This window comes from Klebsiella sp. P1CD1 (assembly GCF_003790505.1).
GTDB lineage: Bacteria > Pseudomonadota > Gammaproteobacteria > Enterobacterales > Enterobacteriaceae > Klebsiella > Klebsiella variicola.
On record NZ_CP033631.1, the window covers coordinates 1240044 to 1255686 of the forward strand.

Consider the following 15643-nt stretch of genomic DNA (forward strand, 5'->3'; position numbering starts at 1 on the left):
GCGGCTTCCTCAGGCGTACTTCACGCCGGGCAGGACGCAGAGCATCTCGTACAGCAGGTTGGCCGCCAGTTGGGAGGTATTACCACTCACGTCATAGGGGGGCGAGACCTCGACCAGATCGGCGCCAATCAGGTTCAGGCCGCGGCAGCCGCGGACGATCTCCAGCGCCTGAATGGAGGTCAGGCCGCCGACTTCCGGCGTCCCGGTTCCTGGAGCCCAGATGGGATCGAGGCTGTCGATATCAAAGCTGAGATACACCGGTCCGTCGCCCATCTGCTGACGGACTTCGGCCATCAGCGGCGCCAGCGAGGTATGCCAGCACTGCTCCGCCTGCACCAGGCGAAAGCCCTGGTCAACGCCCCACTGGAAGTCGCCGGCGGCGTAGCCCTGGGCGCGCTGGCCAATCTGCACCACCCGTTTGAGGTCGAGCAGTCCCTCCTCAACGGCGCGGCGGAAGGTGGTGCCGTGGGCGATTTTCTCTCCGAACATCTCATCATTGGTATCGGTATGGGCGTCGACGTGGATGAGCCCCACCGGACCATGTTTTTTGGTCAGCGCCCGCAGGATCGGCAGGGTAATGGTGTGGTCCCCGCCGAGAGTTAGCGGGATCAGCGGATAACTATTCAAACCGGTGTAGTAATCTTCGATAATTTGCACCGATTTGAGCAGGCTGTAGGTATTGATCGGCACATCGCCGATGTCGGCCACCGACAGCGAGTCGAACGGCGCGGCGCCGGTTGCCATATTGTACGGACGGATCATCACCGATTCGGCGCGAATATAGCGCGGTCCGTAGCGCGTACCTGAGCGCTGCGAGGTGCCGATATCCAGCGGAATGCCGACAAATGCCGCATCAAGTCCCTGTAAATCTTCAATAAACGGCAGGCGCATCATCGTGGCGCGGCCGGCGAAGCGTGGCATCTCATTGCCACCCTGCGGTTGGTGAAAGAGGTTATCCATGTCTGCTCCTGAATCTGACGGATGAAACGTAACAGGAGAGATAGTGCGCAACCCGCGCTGGACTTTACATCGTCTGACGTAAATACTCAGTTCATTTATTGGTGAACTAAATACGATGCATCACGACGCCAGCCTTAATATTCGACAGCTGCAGGTTTTCGAGGCGGTGGCCCGCCTGGAGAGCTATAGCCGGGCCCAGCAGGAGCTGGGCATTTCGGTCTCCGCCATCAGCAATGCCATGTCGCAGCTGGAGGGACAGCTTGGCTTCACCCTCTGCCAGCGCGGGCGCGGCGGTTTTTCCCTGACTGAGAAAGGTCAGCAGTTTTTACAGCAGGCGATCCGCGTGCTGAGTGAACTCAATGAGCTGGAGCGGCAGTCGGCGCTGCTCAAAGGGGAGCACAGCGGCACCTTGTGCATCTCGACGCTCGACTCCATCGAGACCGAAACGGCGCTCTCGCTGCCGGTGGTTCTGCGCAGTTTCAGCGACAAATTTCCCCATGTGCATATCAAACTGATTATTCGCACCCCGGCGGAGCAACTGAACGGCGTGCTGAACAACCATATCGACCTGGCCATCGGTAGCTACAACTCGCAGGTGCATAACATCATCAGCGAGCCGCTGTACCGCGAACAGCACTGGCTCTACTGCAGCGATCTGCACCCGATGTTCTTCAGCCGCCAGCTGGATAAAGAGCAGATCAGCCAGTGCCCGCTGGTGACCCGCAGCTACTGGAACACCAGCGATTTGCGCCGCCGGGGCTTCAGCAAAGGCAGCGCCACCGTCGAGACCGTCGACGCCCAGCTGCTGCTGATCCTCTCGGGGAAATATATTGGCTATCTGCCGGAGCATTACGCCTGGCCGTGGATCAAAGAGAACCGCCTGCGGGTGCTGCTGCCCAACGAGTTTGGCTTTCAGTCACCGTTCTCGGCTATCTGTAAGCGCGGGCGCAGCAATGAGCCCTACCTGAAAGCGTTCCGCGACCTGCTGAAGAAAAACACGGTGGCGCGGCCGAAGTGGAATTACTGAGTGGGGTAGGGGCTTCCCTCCGCCGCGGTGGTGGCTCTGGCGCTCAGCGCGCAGCCCGGCGGTGGTATTTCTCCTGTTTAAAAAACGAACAGTAGCCGGTAGCCCGCCCGGGCTGCGGCTGCCAGGCAACTGCCTCCAGGTTATCCACAGGGTTAGGCGCCGCTGGTGTGGACAGGTCGCCGGGCAGCGCAGTCGTTAGCGATTCGCTTTAATGGTTTTTTCCGCAATCGCGATGGTGGAGAGTTTGTGCAGGCAGATCAGCGCCAGACAAATCCCGCAGGCAAACAGATAACTCGCCATACTCAATTTATGCAGACGCGATAAATGATTAATTCTGTCAATCACCGCCGGGCTGGCGAGGCCTTCATACAGGAAAGGCAGCGCCGTTAAGAAGCCGCCAATAAAATAGAGCACCAGACTGATGACTTCGACAGCCTTACGGTATAACCAGAAGCGGTAACCCCATTTTTTCCATTTGAATATGCGTTTCTCATCATTGACCGAAATCAGATGCTGGCATTTACTGTAGTTATCAATATCGCTGACCGGATTTTTGCATTTCAACAATATCTTTCTTTGCGCCATGGTCAGGTTTTTATCTTTGGTCAGCGCGGCGATACCATATTCGTATGCGATCCGTTGCAGGTCGGGGTCGTCACTATTTTTGTGCAGTGCGGCGGCGAATTCACTGATATTTTTGCGCGAGGTGAATATTTTATCTTTGGGAAATACCCAACCTGAACGCACGGCGACAATCTGAATAATCAACGTGATAATCGCTATCGCATATTTGAAAAACTCTGCCGAGAGAATATTCATATCCGTATATTCCTTTCCATGATGAAGGGGAAAACTGAAATATACCTTAGCCATGTGAGCGGAGAGGTGTCAAATATCACGCTGCGCGGGAAGAATATCTTCGGTGATAAGAGATTAGCGTCTGGGGAAAGGGGGAAAAATCCGCCAGCGTGGCCGGCGGAGGGGGCCGGGCAGGGCTTATATCGGCCTCGCCGTCAGGGCCATCATATCGCTGATCGCCTGCTGGCGGTTAAAATGGCGATCGCGGTGGATCTCACTCTCGCCCACCTGCAGCGAGGCGGCCCAGATCTGCTGACAGCGCGGCCGGCGGCGGGCGTCAAAGTGCGCCAGCGCGGCTGCTACGCTGTCGGTCTGCTGCAGCGCTTCGCGCAGCACGATGGCATCCTCAATCGCCATGCCCGCCCCCTGACCGAGATGCGGAGTGGTAGCGTGAACCGCGTCGCCCACCAGCACGACGCGTCCCTGATACCAGGGATCGTCGACGAACAGCTCCTCCAGCGGCTTATAGACGACCTCGTCGTTGTTAACGATATGCTCGCGCAGGCTGCCCGGTAACCCCGCGCCGGGCGGCAGACGGCGGCGCATCTCCGCCGCCAGCTGGTCGCGGGTGTAGCGGGGGTTATCCGCTTCATGGGAGGTGATAAACAGATACATCAGATCTTCCCCCAGCGGCACCAGCCCACAATTGCAGCCCTCGCCCATAAAGCACATCAGATGATCCACCTCCGGCGGCCGCGGAAAGTTGTAGCGCCACACGCCCTGGCCGGTAAAGCGAGGTTGATAGCGCTCGCCGTAGAGCATGCCGCGCACCCGGGAGTAGATCCCGTCGGCGCCGACCAGCAGATCGTAGCGCCCCTCGCCGCCGCGGCTGAAGCTCACCTCCACGGCATCATCATGCTGACGGAAGGCGTCAATGCTCTCGCCAGTGGTCAGCCTGGCCCCCAGCTCCTGCGCGGTGGAGCAGAGTACGTGGTGCAGGGCCAGGCGGGAGATACCGACGTTGGCCGGGAACTGTTCGCCCGCCAGCCGCTCGCCGGGAAAGCTGGCTAACTGCTGGCCGCTCAGGGTATGCACCGAGACGCTGTCAAACGGCCAGGCGGCGTCCAGATAGCGTTCCAGCACGCCAAGCCGCTGCATTTCGCGCACAACATTGTTCTGCTGAATGATACCGACGCCGTAGACCCGCCACTGCGGCTGGATCTCCACCACATCGACGGCGACACCGGCCTGGCGGAGAGCGATGGCGGTGCATAATCCGCCGATGCCGCCGCCAACGATTAATGCGTTATGGATATTCATCGTAGGTGTTTTCTCAAGGGGACAGAGAGCAGGACGTTAACCAACGGAGCGGCACGCTGACTAATCGCGATAAAGAATGATCGCTATCGCAAAAAACAATATCGCCGTGGAAATTGAAAACAAAAAGTTGCAGAAAAGTTAAATTAAGCCACAGGATAAGCACGCCATTTCTCGCCGGGGGACCCATGCGTTATCAACATCTTGACCTGAACTTACTGGTGGCACTGGATGTGTTACTGGATGAACAGAACATTACGCGCGCGGCGGGCCGGTTGCATATGACCCAGTCTGCCACCAGCGGGGTACTCAACCGGCTGCGCACCTACTTTGAGGACGACCTGCTCACCCAGGTGGGCAGAAAGATGCGGCCCACGCCGCTGGCGGAAGAGCTGCGGGAGCCGGTTCGCGACGTGCTGATGAAAATTCAGACCTCTATTGCCCGACGGCCGGTGGATGAGCCGGCAACCAGCAAGCGCCATTTTCGCATTATGGCCTCGGATTACGTGATCAACGTGATGTTGAAGGATGCGCTGCAGGCGGTACATCAGGAAGCGCCGAGTATGACCTTTGAGTTTTTCTCGCCTGACGCCCAGTCCACCGGCATGCTCAACCGCGGCGAGCTGGATATCATCGTGGCGCCGGAACGTTTTATGGCCGCCGACCATCCTGCCGAAGCGCTGTTTGACGAAGAGTTTGTCTGCCTGGCCTGGGCGGACAATCCCCACACCGGCGAGATGCTGACCCTCGACGCCTGGCAACAGCTGGGGCATGTGTCGGTGGTCTTTGGCCGTGAGCGGCAGCCGGGGCTGGAGGGCAATCTGTTTGCCGAGTCGGGGCTAAGTCGTCGTATCGAGGTGGTGACTCACAGCTACCATTGCGTTCCGCAGCTGCTGCTCGGCACTTCGCGGATCGCCACGCTGCACCGGCGGTTGGCGGAGCAGTACGCGGCGATGCTGCCGCTGCGTCTTTTCCCGGTCCCGGTGACCCTGCCGATGATGCGCGAATTTATCGGCTGGCACCGCTCGCTGGATAACGATCCTATCTTCGGCTGGCTGAAGGCAAAAATCGTCGCCAGCGCACGCTAACCCACGGGTATTGCTCCCGTCGATACCTGACATCCTGAGACATGATTGGTCGCCCGCAGGTGCTTTATGTGACAGTGCCTGCGCTAAAGCGACTGCGACTGAATGTTGAAGGATGACCCTATGTTTCGCTATTTCCCTAAAAACTATGTCTGGAACCTGTCGGTGGATCTCTCCATCGAGATGGGCGCCCGCATCGGTGAGATCGAAGAGATGTGCGCGCCGCTGCTGGCTGCGTCCGAGCATCCCGACGCCGAAGGCACCCGCGCGTTCCGGGAAACCTGGTCCCGAATGGCCGATAAATTATGCGCGCTGGCGGGCGAAGATGAAGCGCGGGGACGGCGGCTGTCGGCGGGAGAGAAGTATCTCCGGGCGGCCAACTATTACCTGACCTGCGAACGCCTGCAGGCGTATGGCGCACCGGACCGCGATGCGCTGTACCGCCGCTTTCTCGATGTCTTTGCCGCCGGGCTGCACCATACCCATGCCAACTGTCAGCGGGTAACCATCCCCTACGAGGGCAAAACCCTGTCGGCACTCTACGTCCGCGCCGAAGGGGTGACCGGCCGCGCGCCGCTGCTGGTGCAGGTCAACGGTCTCGACTCCACCAAAGAGATGAAATATCTGGTGGGATTACCGCAGTGGCTGGCGCAGCGCGGGGTCTCCTCGCTGGTGGTCGACCAGCCGGGAACCGGCGAAGCGCTGCGTCTTCACGACATGAAGGCCCGCTATGACAGCGAGCACTGGGCCAGCCGGATCGTTGACTGGCTGGAGCAGCACCCGGAGGTGGATGCCGGGCGCATCGGCATGGAAGGCGTCTCGCTGGGCGGCTATTACTGCCCGCGGGCGGTGGCGTTTGAGCCGCGCTTCGCCTGCGGCGTGGTGTGGGGGGCGAATCACGACTGGCGTGAGGTGCAGCAGCGCCGCCGCGAACGCGAAGGGGATTTTCCGGTACCGCACTACTGGCAGCACGTGCGCTGGGTCTGGGGCGGCGAGGATATCGACGCTTTTATGCGCCTTGCGGAGAACGTCCATCTCGACGGCGTACTCGACCGCATACGGGTGCCTTTCCTCGTCACCCATGGTGAAAAGGACTCGCAGATCCCGGTGAAATGGGCGCAGCGCACCTACGACCAGCTGGTGAACAGCCCACGCCGCGAGCTGAAAATTTTCACAGACCGCGAGGGCGGTGTGCAGCACTCCAGCTTCGACAACTCGATTAACGCCGGGCACTACATCGCTGACTGGGTGGCGGAAACCCTCGGCGGCCGGGTGGCCTGAACACGCATAAGGAACAACCGCGATGAATATTCTTGGTCCGGATTATCTGGTATTTGGCGTCGATGACCTGGCGGGTTGCCGGCAATTTCTTCTCGACTACGGTTTACGCGAGCAGGAGAACGGTTTTTTTAGCGCGCTGGATGGTACCGGCGTGCTGCTGCGGGAGCGTGACGATCCGTCGCTGCCCGCGGCGCTGCCCAGCGGCAGTCAGTTGCGGGAAACCGTCTATGGCGTGGCGGATAGCGCCACGCTGGAGGCGATTGCCGAGACGCTGCGCCGCGATCGTGAGGTGAAGCTTGGCGCCGACGGCGTACTGCGCTGCGTCGATGATGCCGGCTTTGCCCTTGGTTTTCGCGTCAGCCAGCGCCAGCCGCTGCAGCGGGAAGGGGAGAAAATCAATGCCCCGGGGGATCACGCCGGGCGGCCGGTCAACCAGACCGGGGCCAGCGCTGACATGGCGGCAGAGCCGCGTTCGCTTTCCCATGTGGTCTATTTTGTGCCGGACGCCGCGCGCGCTGAAGCCTTCTATCAACGGCTGGGCTTTGTCTGTACCGATCGCTTCACCCACGTCGGCCCCTTCCTGCGGCCCGCCGGCACCCAGGATCACCATACCCTGTTTCTGATCCAGGCTCCGCCGTTTATGACCGGTATTGAACACTTTACCTTCCATCTCGGCGGCCCAACCGAGCTGATGATGGCCGGTAGCCGCTTTCAGCAGAAGGGGTATCAGACCTTCTGGGGGCCGGGGCGCCATCAGCTGGGATCGAACTGGTTCTGGTACTTCAACAGCCCGCTCGGGTGTCATATCGAATATGACGCCGATATGGATCAGCACGACGACCACTGGCAGCCGCGCGAAGCACTGCCGGGGGCCGATAACTCGCAATATTTCCTGCTGGGGTATCGTGAGAAGTGGGCCCCCGGTCCGGATAACGCCCGCTGATGGTTCGTCTGTGCCGTGCCGACAGCCTGGCCGAGGGCCAGGCGCGGGGATTTGACCCTACGGGCAGCGGGCAGGCGACGGTGATTGCCTGCCGCTATCAGGGGACACTCTATCTGTGGCGCAACCGCTGTCCGCATCTGGATACCCCGATGAACTGGCGGCAGGACGCTTTTCTCAACGCCCGGGGCGACCGGCTGGTCTGCTTCGCCCACGGGGCGATTTTTATGCCGGACAGCGGCCTTTGCGTGCAGGGCGCCTGCGCCGGCCAACGTCTGAGTCCGCTGGCTGGCGACGTGGACGCCGACGGCTGGCTCTGTCTGCAGGAGGAGGCAGATCATGAAACTGGCAACACGAGATAACGGTGAACGCGACGGCTGCCTGGTGGTGGTCTCGCGTGATTTGACGCTGATGGCCGATGCGGCGGATATCGCTCCGACGCTCCAGCAGGCGCTGGAGCTGGCCCCGTGCGTCTGGCCTGCGCTGCAGGCGCGCTATCAGGCGCTCAATGCGCGCCGCTACCCGGCGGCACAACCCTATGATCCCTGGCGTCTGCTGGCGCCGCTGCCCCGCGCCTGGCAGTGGCTGGATGGATCGGCCTTCCTCAGCCATGGCGAGCGCATGCAGCGGGCCTTTCATCTGCCGCCGATTGCCGGCGCCGACCAGACGCCGCTGATGTATCAGGGCAGCGGGGACGACTTTCTTCCCCCTCACGCCGGGATAAGCTGCCGCCGGGTCGAGGATGGCCTCGACTTTGAGGGCGAATTCGCGGTGGTGGTCGACGAGGTGCCGCAGGGCTGCTCGCCGCAGCAGGCACTGAGCTATATCCGCCTGATCGTCTTGCTCAACGATATCAGTCTGCGGGCGCTGGCGCCGCGCGAGATGCAGACCGGGTTTGGTTTTATTCACGCCAAACCCGCGTCGGCTTTTGCGCCGGTGGCCCTTACCCCGGATGAACTGGGGGAGGCCTGGCAGCATGGGCGGGTGGCGCTGACGCTGCAGGTGATGCGCAATGGCGAGCCGTTTGGCTGCCAGTCAGGCAGTGACATGCATTTCCATTTTGGCGAACTGATTGCCCATGCGGCGCAGACCCGCCGCCTGCGCGCCGGGACGGTGGTGGGCTCCGGCACGGTGTCCGGGCCGGACGCCAGCCGCGGCGCCAGCTGTATCGCCGAGGTGCGGGCCATGGAGATGCTGGCCCATGGTGAACCGCGTACGCCGTTTTTGTCCCCAGGGGAGCGGGTGACGATGGCAGCCCACGCCCCCGATGGCCGGCCGCTGTTTGGCGTGCTGGATCAACACGTTGTGATGTTAATGGAGTAAACCATGATCAATCTTTTACAAGGGCGTCGGCTGGTCGATCTTTCCGTCACCCTGGACAACAATCCCTGGACCGATCCGCCGCCTCTGCTGCCGAACATTGAATATCAGGATCATCAGCAGGGGTGGCCGGAAATGGCGGCGATGTTCCCGGAACTGGAAAAATCGCAGATGCCGGGAGAGGAGGCCTGGGCCTCCGAGCGCCTGACCGTGACGCCGCACAATGGCACCCATATGGACGCCCCCTGGCACTACAGCTCGACCACCAACGGCGGCGAACCGGCGTTTGGCATCGATGAGCTGCCGCTGGAGTGGTGCCTGCGCCCAGGCGTCCGGCTGGATTTCCGCCACGTCGCCGACGGGGCGATCCTGCAGCCGGAGGATCTGCAGCGCGAGCTGGCGCGGATAGGCTATTGCCTGTCGCCGCTGGATATCGTGTTAATCAATACCGCAGCCGGCGCCCGCTACGGCCAGCCGGACTATCTCCAGCGCGGCTGCGGTATTGGTCGGGCGGCGACGCTGTGGCTGCTGGAGCAGGGCGTGCGGGTTGTTGGCACCGACGCCTGGAGCTGGGATGCACCCTTCCACTTTACCCGCGAACGCTTTCAGGCCAGCGGCGACGCCGGGCTGATCTGGGAGGGGCATAAAGCCGGCAGGGAGATCGCCTATGGGCAAATGGAGAAGCTGAGCAACCTGGAGCAGCTTCCCGACTACGGCTTCTGGGTGAGCTGCTTTCCCTACAAGATCCGCCGCGGTTCGGCCGGGTTTATCCGCGCGGTGGCGATTGTCGACGCCTGAAACTACGGAAGGTTATGTTAATTTAATGTGAATGTATTGTGTTAATTGTGATAGCAATCGCAGTCCACGCCACCTGCATCCGGTAGGGTAGAACGGTATGTGTGCTGAGTTCGCTAATGCGTTGTCAGCCAGTATGCCGGGGCGCAAAACGCCTTTCTTTATCGATAAAAAATAGAACTGTAATTCATATTCTAAATAAAGGGCAGTGACGGAGAGCGGAAAATGGTGATGCACAAGGTTTCAGCAACCCCGCGCGAGGCGGGGGTCGTACAGGCGATGTTATTGATGTTGGCGGCCCTGCTGCCGATCATGGGGACGTTGACCATGCTGCCGGTGATGCCGATCCTGTTCGGCCATTTTGCCGCGCAGCCGCACGCTCAGCTGTTGGTGCCGATGATCATCACCTTACCGGCGGTGAGCATGGCGCTGCTGGCGCCGCTGGCCGGAATGGTGGGCGATCGCCTGAGTCGTCGCCGTCTGCTGATCGCCGCCACCGGCGTGTACGCGGTGTTTGGCCTGCTACCGGTGATGCTCGACGATCTGCATACCATTCTGCTGGCGCGGCTGGTGATGGGCATCGCCGACGCTTTTATCCTCACCACCGCCAATGCGCTGATTGGCGACTACTTTGCCGGCGAGGCGCGCAGTAAATGGCTGGCGGTGCAGAGCGGCATGGGGTCGGTACTGTCGACGCTGATTGTGCTGGGCGCTGGCCTGCTGGGAACCCTGGGTTGGTATGGGCCGATCTATTTGTATGCCCTGGCTATCCCGGTCTTTATCGGCCTGTGTCTGTTCACCGCTGAACCGGCACTCCGCCATCGCGCGGACAATATCGCTGACGAGAAGGGCGTCGCTTTTCCGCGGCGCAAAATGGCGGCGATCGGCCTGATTACCCTTGGCAGCGCAATCCTCTACTTTCTCGAGCCGCTGCAGATAAGCCTGGTGTTCAGTCAGCTCGGGCTGACCTCCAGTAGCCAGATCGGCATCGCTACCGCCATGGCTGGGGTGGGGGTGCCGCTGGGGGCCTGGCTGTATGGCCGCAGCGCGAAGCAGCGTATCGACAGGCAGTTTTTGCTGTTTTACGCCATTTTTGGTTTCGGCCTGTTGTTTATCGCTGTGGCCCGCAATCCGCTGGCCGGCGTGGCGGCCGGGTTCGTCGCGCAAATCGGTAACGGAATGCTGATCCCCCTGATGCTGGCCTGGATGATGAAGACCCTGCCGGCGCCGCATCGCGCGACGGGGATCGGCATCTGGCATACCTTCTTTTTCCTCGGCATGTTCATCAGTCCAGTACTGATGAACATGCTGAATGGCGTTACCGGCAGCCTGCAGCACAGCCTGCTGTGGTTTGCGCTGTTGACGCTGGCTATCGCCGGTATGACGGGCATCGCCAGCGCCCGGATGGGGGGCCGCCGCGCGCTGGCCCGCTAATTTTACCTGACGACGATATCACCATACGCCCGCTGGCCTCCCGGCGGGAACGGGAGGTTATTATTTAAAAAAGCCTACACCTTATTTAGCGTTAACTTTCAGCCTAATTAATCCCTGTTAATAAACGTATTGTGACGAATTTATTTTTCACGATATGGCGCATCTTACCTGCAAAAAATAAAAATGAGGGTTTATTATGAGTCTCTGCTGTACCGACGTAAGTAAGAAAATAATTTTTCCCCTTTCGGCGCTGACGCTGGCGATATTCTCCAGTACCGCGCTGGCGGATACCTGGACCTGTGAGCAACTGGATAAACTGAATACCCGCTCCGCGCAGGTCGTCAGCCCTCCGTCGACCTGCGAATCGCTTATCGGCGATATTGGCGGCTTTCGCAGCGCGCTGGCCGACCGCGGCTGGGGCGTTCAGTTAAGCTGGAACCCGATGGTGATGTACGATCTGAAAGGCCAGTCCGCCGACCCGCAACAATATGCCGGGCAAAGTTTTACCTGGTCGCAAAATATGTCTTTGAACGTCACCTACGATTTAAGCCGAATTGGGTTTACTAAAGACGCGCAATTTACTTTCTCTCCCCAGTGGGCGACCTCGAATTATCATGACAGTTATCCGGAGCTGCATAATATTGCGGTGCTGGCGGTGAACCAACCCTTATTAAACGGCCAGCTGGAGTTGCAATATGGTTTTTATCCGTTAATTCGCCAGTTTTACGGCATGGTGCTGGGGGGCAACTCTTCATCAGCCGCGCTGGGGCCGACCAGCGTGATCCCGGTGCAGGTGGGGATCAGTCTTAACGCGCCGACGCCGACCTTCACCGCCATCGTCCGCGATAGCGAAAAGAAGTTTTATAACAACTTTGCCGTCAGCCGCAGTATGTCGCCTGCCGGGCACCTCGACGACGTGGAGCAGAACCCCTCGGGCCTGAAATGGCACATTGATGGCGCCAACCCGATCCTGGTGGATGAGTTTGGCTTTAAGCAGCCGGCGGGCGAGTCGCAGCGCTCGCTGTGGTTCCGCGCCGGGGCAATCTACAACACCTCGCATTACCAGTATTTTGACCAGCCCGGCGACAGCAGCAGTAACTACGCGTTCTATGTCGCCAACACTGTGCAGCTGACCCAGCCGAAAAAAGGGCTTCCGCTGGGGCTGTATCTTGATGTGAAAGCGGACTATGCTCCGGACGATCGCAACGCTTACACCAGCGACTTCCAGGTCACCTTCTTTGATATCGGCCTGTTTCCCGGCCGCGAGCAGGATATGACCTCGCTGGGCTATACCCGCTCCTTTATCAGTAAAAAGTTCCGCGATTATGTCGGCGAGGCCGGGATGGAGGCGCCGCAGAGCATCAACGCCATCTCCCTGTCGCACGCTCTGCGCCTGACCAAAGGCATTTACTGGATCAACGGTATCACCTGGCAGGATAACCCGACGCTGGTACCGAAGCATGAGTCGGCGGTTCTCTGGCAGTCCTCGATGTACTGGAACTTCTGACCACAGACCCCCTGAGGATTTTAACCCCGCCCGCCGGTACGCTGCCGCCGGGCGGTTTTTTTCGCGAACCGGTTGGCGGATGGACAAAAAAAGAGGGTCGGCACGTTGCCGACCCTCTTTGCCATCGATCCGGGTTTAGCCCCGGTGGCTGATTTTCCCGTCGGGGGTCAGCACGAAATCGAAGGTTGCCCGGATATCGTCGCTGGCGAAACCCACCGCCAGCTGCCAGGGGCCGCTGGCCAGTTGCCATTCCTGGGCAGGCACCTGCCAGCACTGCAGCGCGTGACGCGGCAAGTCAAGGGTCAGGGTGGCTTCGTCGTGCGCCGGGACGCTGACTGCCGCAAACTCCGCCAGCGCCGACCACGCCGTCTGCGGCCCCCGCAGGTAGAGCTGGACCACCGCTTTCCCGTCGCGGGCGGCGCGGTTTTGCAGCTGGCAGCGCAGCTGCAGCCCGTCCACCTCGTCGCCTGTCAGCGCGGCGGCGTTGAGGGTGATATCGGCATACCCCAGACCGTGGCCAAAGGCCCAGGCGGCGGGACGTTCGCGGGCGCTAAACCAGCGATAGCCCACCTGCTGGCGCTCGTGATACCAGAGGTCGCCCGCGGCGTCCGGCGTCAGGCTGCGTACCGGATAGTCATCCAGGCGCTGGGCGAAGGTGACCGGCAGGCGACCGCCAGGTTCACGATCTCCGGCCAGCACCGAGGCCAGCGCCGGGCCAAACTCCTGGCCCGGATACCAGACGACCATCACCGCCGCCGCGTCGGCGAGACACCCGGTATCCACCGGATGGGCAACGTTCAGCACCACCACCGTCCGCGGGTTCGCCGCGCAGACGGCGCGGATCAGGGCGACCTGATGCCCCGGCAGCGCGGTAGCGTCCCGGTCGATGCTCTCCAGACCGGCATCGGCCGTTTCGCCAATCACCAGCACCACGCTGTCGGCCGCCCGGGCATGGTCGACCGCCTGCTGCAGCAGATCGATGGTTTGCGGGGGCTGGCAGCCAAACCAGATGCCGTGGGCGATACTGCTACCGAGCTCCATCTCGGCCCGGAAGGTCAGGGATTCCCCGGCCTGTAGCGGAAATTCAAGGTGAGTATGGGGGGCCTGCATCAGCTTGCCCATGATATCCCCGTCCAGCGCCTCGCCATTGAAGGTCGCCACGCGTTCGCCGTTCAGCTGCAGGGCGACCTCCCCGGTGCCGCCGATCCAGAAGCCGTAGCGGCCGCTGACCGGCGCGGTGAACTGGCAGCTTACTGTCACGGTGGCGCGTTCGGTCAGGCGCAGCATGTCGCCGACGCCCGGCATATCGCGAAACCAGATCAGCGAGGAGGTATCGCGCACCTCCCGGTGAACCACCTCCCCGGCGGCGGTGGCGTAGGCAACGTCCAGTCCGCGTTCGCCGGCGGCGGTGCGCAGCGGCAGATGATGCAGAGGCGGGATGCGGTAATCGCTCTCCACCCCCTGGGCATAGCTTATCTCAACCCCGGCGGCGGAGAAGCGCTGACGAATGGACTCCAGGGGGGAGATCAGTCCCGGCATCAGCGCCACTCTGGCAAAGGTCCCGCCCTGGAAGCAGGGCGTCGTGGCGTTGGGACCCATCACCGCCAGCCGCTGTCCCGCCTGCGCGTCGAGAGGCAGCAGCCGCTGGCGATTGTGCAGCAGGACAAACCCCGCCGCCGCGGCTTCCTCCAGCGTGTGGCACCGCTGCGCCTGGGCGGCCGCAGAGCCATCCCACGGCAGAGGATGGCTGACCCGTTCGGCCAGCCGCGCCAGCCGGGCGGCGGCATCGTCGAGACGCCGGGCATCGCTGTCGGTATCCATCAGCGCAGGCAGCAGGTGGTCGCCCATATGGCGGGCCGGGCCCGGCATCTCCAGATCCAGTCCGGCGCGGAAGCTGGCCGGGCCATTCTGGGTGCCGAACCAGTCGGACATCACCAGCCCGTCCCAGTCGAGATCGCGCTTCAGCCACTGGCTGATGGCCTGATGCTGCTCGGCGCAATAGATCCCGTTCACCCGGTTATAGGCGGTCAGCATGCCCCAGACGCCGCGGCTGGCCGCCACTTCGAACGGCCAGAAATAGACTTCGCGCAGGGTGGCTTCATCGACGACCACGTTCATGGTCCGCCGATCGGTTTCTGAATCGTTACAGACCATATGTTTGACGATGCAGCCCACTCCCTGGCGCTGAACGCCGTCGATCCACGCCGCGCCCAGCTCGGCGATATGCCGCGGGTCTTCGCCAAAAAGCTCAAACGCGCGGCCGGCAAGGGGGCTGCGCAACAGGTTCAGGTTAGGCGCCAGCAGCGCCTGCGTCCCGGTGCGCAGCGCCTCCTGACCGATGACGCCGCCCACCCGGCTGACCAGCTGGCGGTCCCAGCTGGCGCCAAGCGCCAGCCCGCAGGGGCTGAGCAGGGCAATATCCCGCTCGTCAACCCGGCCGCCGGTGATCCCCATCGGGCCATCGGACAAGGTGACCGATCCCAGCGTGGAGTGCGGGATAGGGTGGGTAGACCACATCCCCATCCCGGCGGTGAGCCGTACTTTTTCGGCAACGCTAAGCGACAGACTGAGCGCAGGCATCGGCATGTCTCCGTAAGAGGGCGTCAGGGGTGAAGGCCAGCGACTGTTCGGCTACGGTGGCCAGCGCGCGCTGGACCGCGTCGTCGGTGCAGCGGCCCTCGCTGTCGAACAGCGACACGCCGGCGGTGTTGAGGGTTACCCCCAGCGGGGTCGGCCAGCCGCGCAGGGCATGAACGATACCGCGCATGGCGCCGAGGGTGGTGTTGCACCCCTGCCAGCCGGCGGCGGTAACGATGCAGCCCACCGCCCGGCCATCGAGATAGACCCGGCTGTCGCCGCGCAAATCTTCCAGCAGGTCGATGGCGTTTTTCACCAGGCCAGACACGCCGCCGTGGTAGCCCGGCGAGGCCAGCAGAATGCCGTCGGCCTGGCGCACGGCTTCCACAAACGCTACCTCCTGCGGCGTGCGGGTGGTCACTTCCGGGTTAAACGGCGGCAGGGCCGCCAGTTCAGCGCCGCCGAACAGCTGGGTTTGCGCGCCGAGCGTGCGGGCATGGGCCAGCGCGGCGGCGAGGGCGCGCTCGGTGCTGGAGCCCGGGCGGGTAGTGCCGCCGATACCGATCAGCAGCGGCGGGCGCGAGAAAACAGGCTTATTCATA

Annotated in this window: 14 protein-coding genes; 9 read left to right on the forward strand and 5 right to left on the reverse strand. The window is 61.9% G+C overall.

The window, feature by feature from the left end:
• Positions 1 to 9: 9 nt before the first annotated feature.
• On the reverse strand, positions 10 to 960 hold the full coding sequence (gene speB, locus DTA24_RS06285; RefSeq protein ID WP_004145693.1) for an agmatinase: 951 nt from the start codon (positions 958 to 960) through the stop codon (positions 10 to 12).
• A gap of 115 nt (positions 961 to 1075) precedes the next feature.
• On the opposite strand from speB, the gene DTA24_RS06290 reads away from it, so the two are divergent.
• Positions 1076 to 1987: a LysR family transcriptional regulator gene (locus DTA24_RS06290; RefSeq protein ID WP_002914199.1), complete on the forward strand. Its 912-nt coding sequence runs from the start codon at positions 1076 to 1078 to the stop codon at positions 1985 to 1987.
• A 195-nt stretch (positions 1988 to 2182) separates the two neighbouring features.
• On the opposite strand, the gene DTA24_RS06295 is transcribed toward DTA24_RS06290, so the two are convergent.
• Positions 2183 to 2806, reverse strand: a complete 624-nt coding sequence (locus tag DTA24_RS06295) for a hypothetical protein (protein ID WP_123836594.1) — start codon at positions 2804 to 2806, stop codon at positions 2183 to 2185.
• A 177-nt stretch (positions 2807 to 2983) separates the two neighbouring features.
• On the reverse strand, positions 2984 to 4105 hold the full coding sequence (locus DTA24_RS06300) for an FAD-dependent oxidoreductase (protein ID WP_023298097.1): 1122 nt from the start codon (positions 4103 to 4105) through the stop codon (positions 2984 to 2986).
• A 185-nt stretch (positions 4106 to 4290) separates the two neighbouring features.
• Here DTA24_RS06300 and DTA24_RS06305 point away from each other — a divergent pair, with 185 nt between their 5' ends.
• The 8 genes from DTA24_RS06305 (at position 4291) to DTA24_RS06340 (ending at position 12464) form a co-directional block, all read left to right on the forward strand.
• Complete coding sequence (locus DTA24_RS06305; protein ID WP_032731117.1) at positions 4291 to 5190, forward strand: LysR family transcriptional regulator; 900 nt, start codon at positions 4291 to 4293, stop codon at positions 5188 to 5190.
• A gap of 120 nt (positions 5191 to 5310) precedes the next feature.
• Positions 5311 to 6468: an alpha/beta hydrolase family protein gene (locus DTA24_RS06310; protein WP_064166202.1), complete on the forward strand. Its 1158-nt coding sequence runs from the start codon at positions 5311 to 5313 to the stop codon at positions 6466 to 6468.
• Between the two features lie 22 nt (positions 6469 to 6490).
• Positions 6491 to 7411 carry a VOC family protein gene (locus DTA24_RS06315; protein ID WP_012967396.1) on the forward strand — a complete coding sequence of 307 codons (921 nt, stop codon included), beginning with the start codon at positions 6491 to 6493 and terminating at the stop codon, positions 7409 to 7411.
• Positions 7411 to 7770, forward strand: a complete 360-nt coding sequence (locus DTA24_RS06320; protein ID WP_012967397.1) for a Rieske (2Fe-2S) protein — start codon at positions 7411 to 7413, stop codon at positions 7768 to 7770. Before DTA24_RS06315 ends, DTA24_RS06320 begins: the two co-directional genes overlap by 1 nt.
• On the forward strand, positions 7748 to 8731 hold the full coding sequence (locus DTA24_RS06325) for a fumarylacetoacetate hydrolase family protein (RefSeq protein WP_012967398.1): 984 nt from the start codon (positions 7748 to 7750) through the stop codon (positions 8729 to 8731). The genes DTA24_RS06320 and DTA24_RS06325 overlap by 23 nt, the downstream gene beginning before the upstream one ends.
• A 3-nt stretch (positions 8732 to 8734) precedes the next feature.
• Positions 8735 to 9526, forward strand: coding sequence for a cyclase family protein (locus DTA24_RS06330; protein ID WP_123836595.1), 792 nt, complete (start codon positions 8735 to 8737; stop codon positions 9524 to 9526).
• Positions 9527 to 9754: 228 nt separating this feature from the next.
• A complete protein-coding gene (locus DTA24_RS06335) occupies positions 9755 to 10957 on the forward strand; it encodes an MFS transporter (protein WP_223168617.1) in 1203 nt (400 codons plus the stop codon).
• 196 nt (positions 10958 to 11153) lie between these two features.
• Complete coding sequence (locus DTA24_RS06340) at positions 11154 to 12464, forward strand: carbohydrate porin (RefSeq protein ID WP_012967401.1); 1311 nt, start codon at positions 11154 to 11156, stop codon at positions 12462 to 12464.
• Between the two features lie 135 nt (positions 12465 to 12599).
• Here the strand turns inward: DTA24_RS06340 and DTA24_RS06345 are convergent, their stop codons facing one another.
• Together DTA24_RS06345 and DTA24_RS06350 are read right to left on the reverse strand one after the other, a co-directional pair.
• A complete protein-coding gene (locus DTA24_RS06345; protein ID WP_123836596.1) occupies positions 12600 to 15044 on the reverse strand; it encodes a glycoside hydrolase family 3 protein in 2445 nt (814 codons plus the stop codon).
• On the reverse strand, positions 15019 to 15642 hold the full coding sequence (locus tag DTA24_RS06350) for an NADPH-dependent FMN reductase (protein WP_012967403.1): 624 nt from the start codon (positions 15640 to 15642) through the stop codon (positions 15019 to 15021). Before DTA24_RS06350 ends, DTA24_RS06345 begins: the two co-directional genes overlap by 26 nt.
• Position 15643 lies beyond the last annotated feature (1 nt).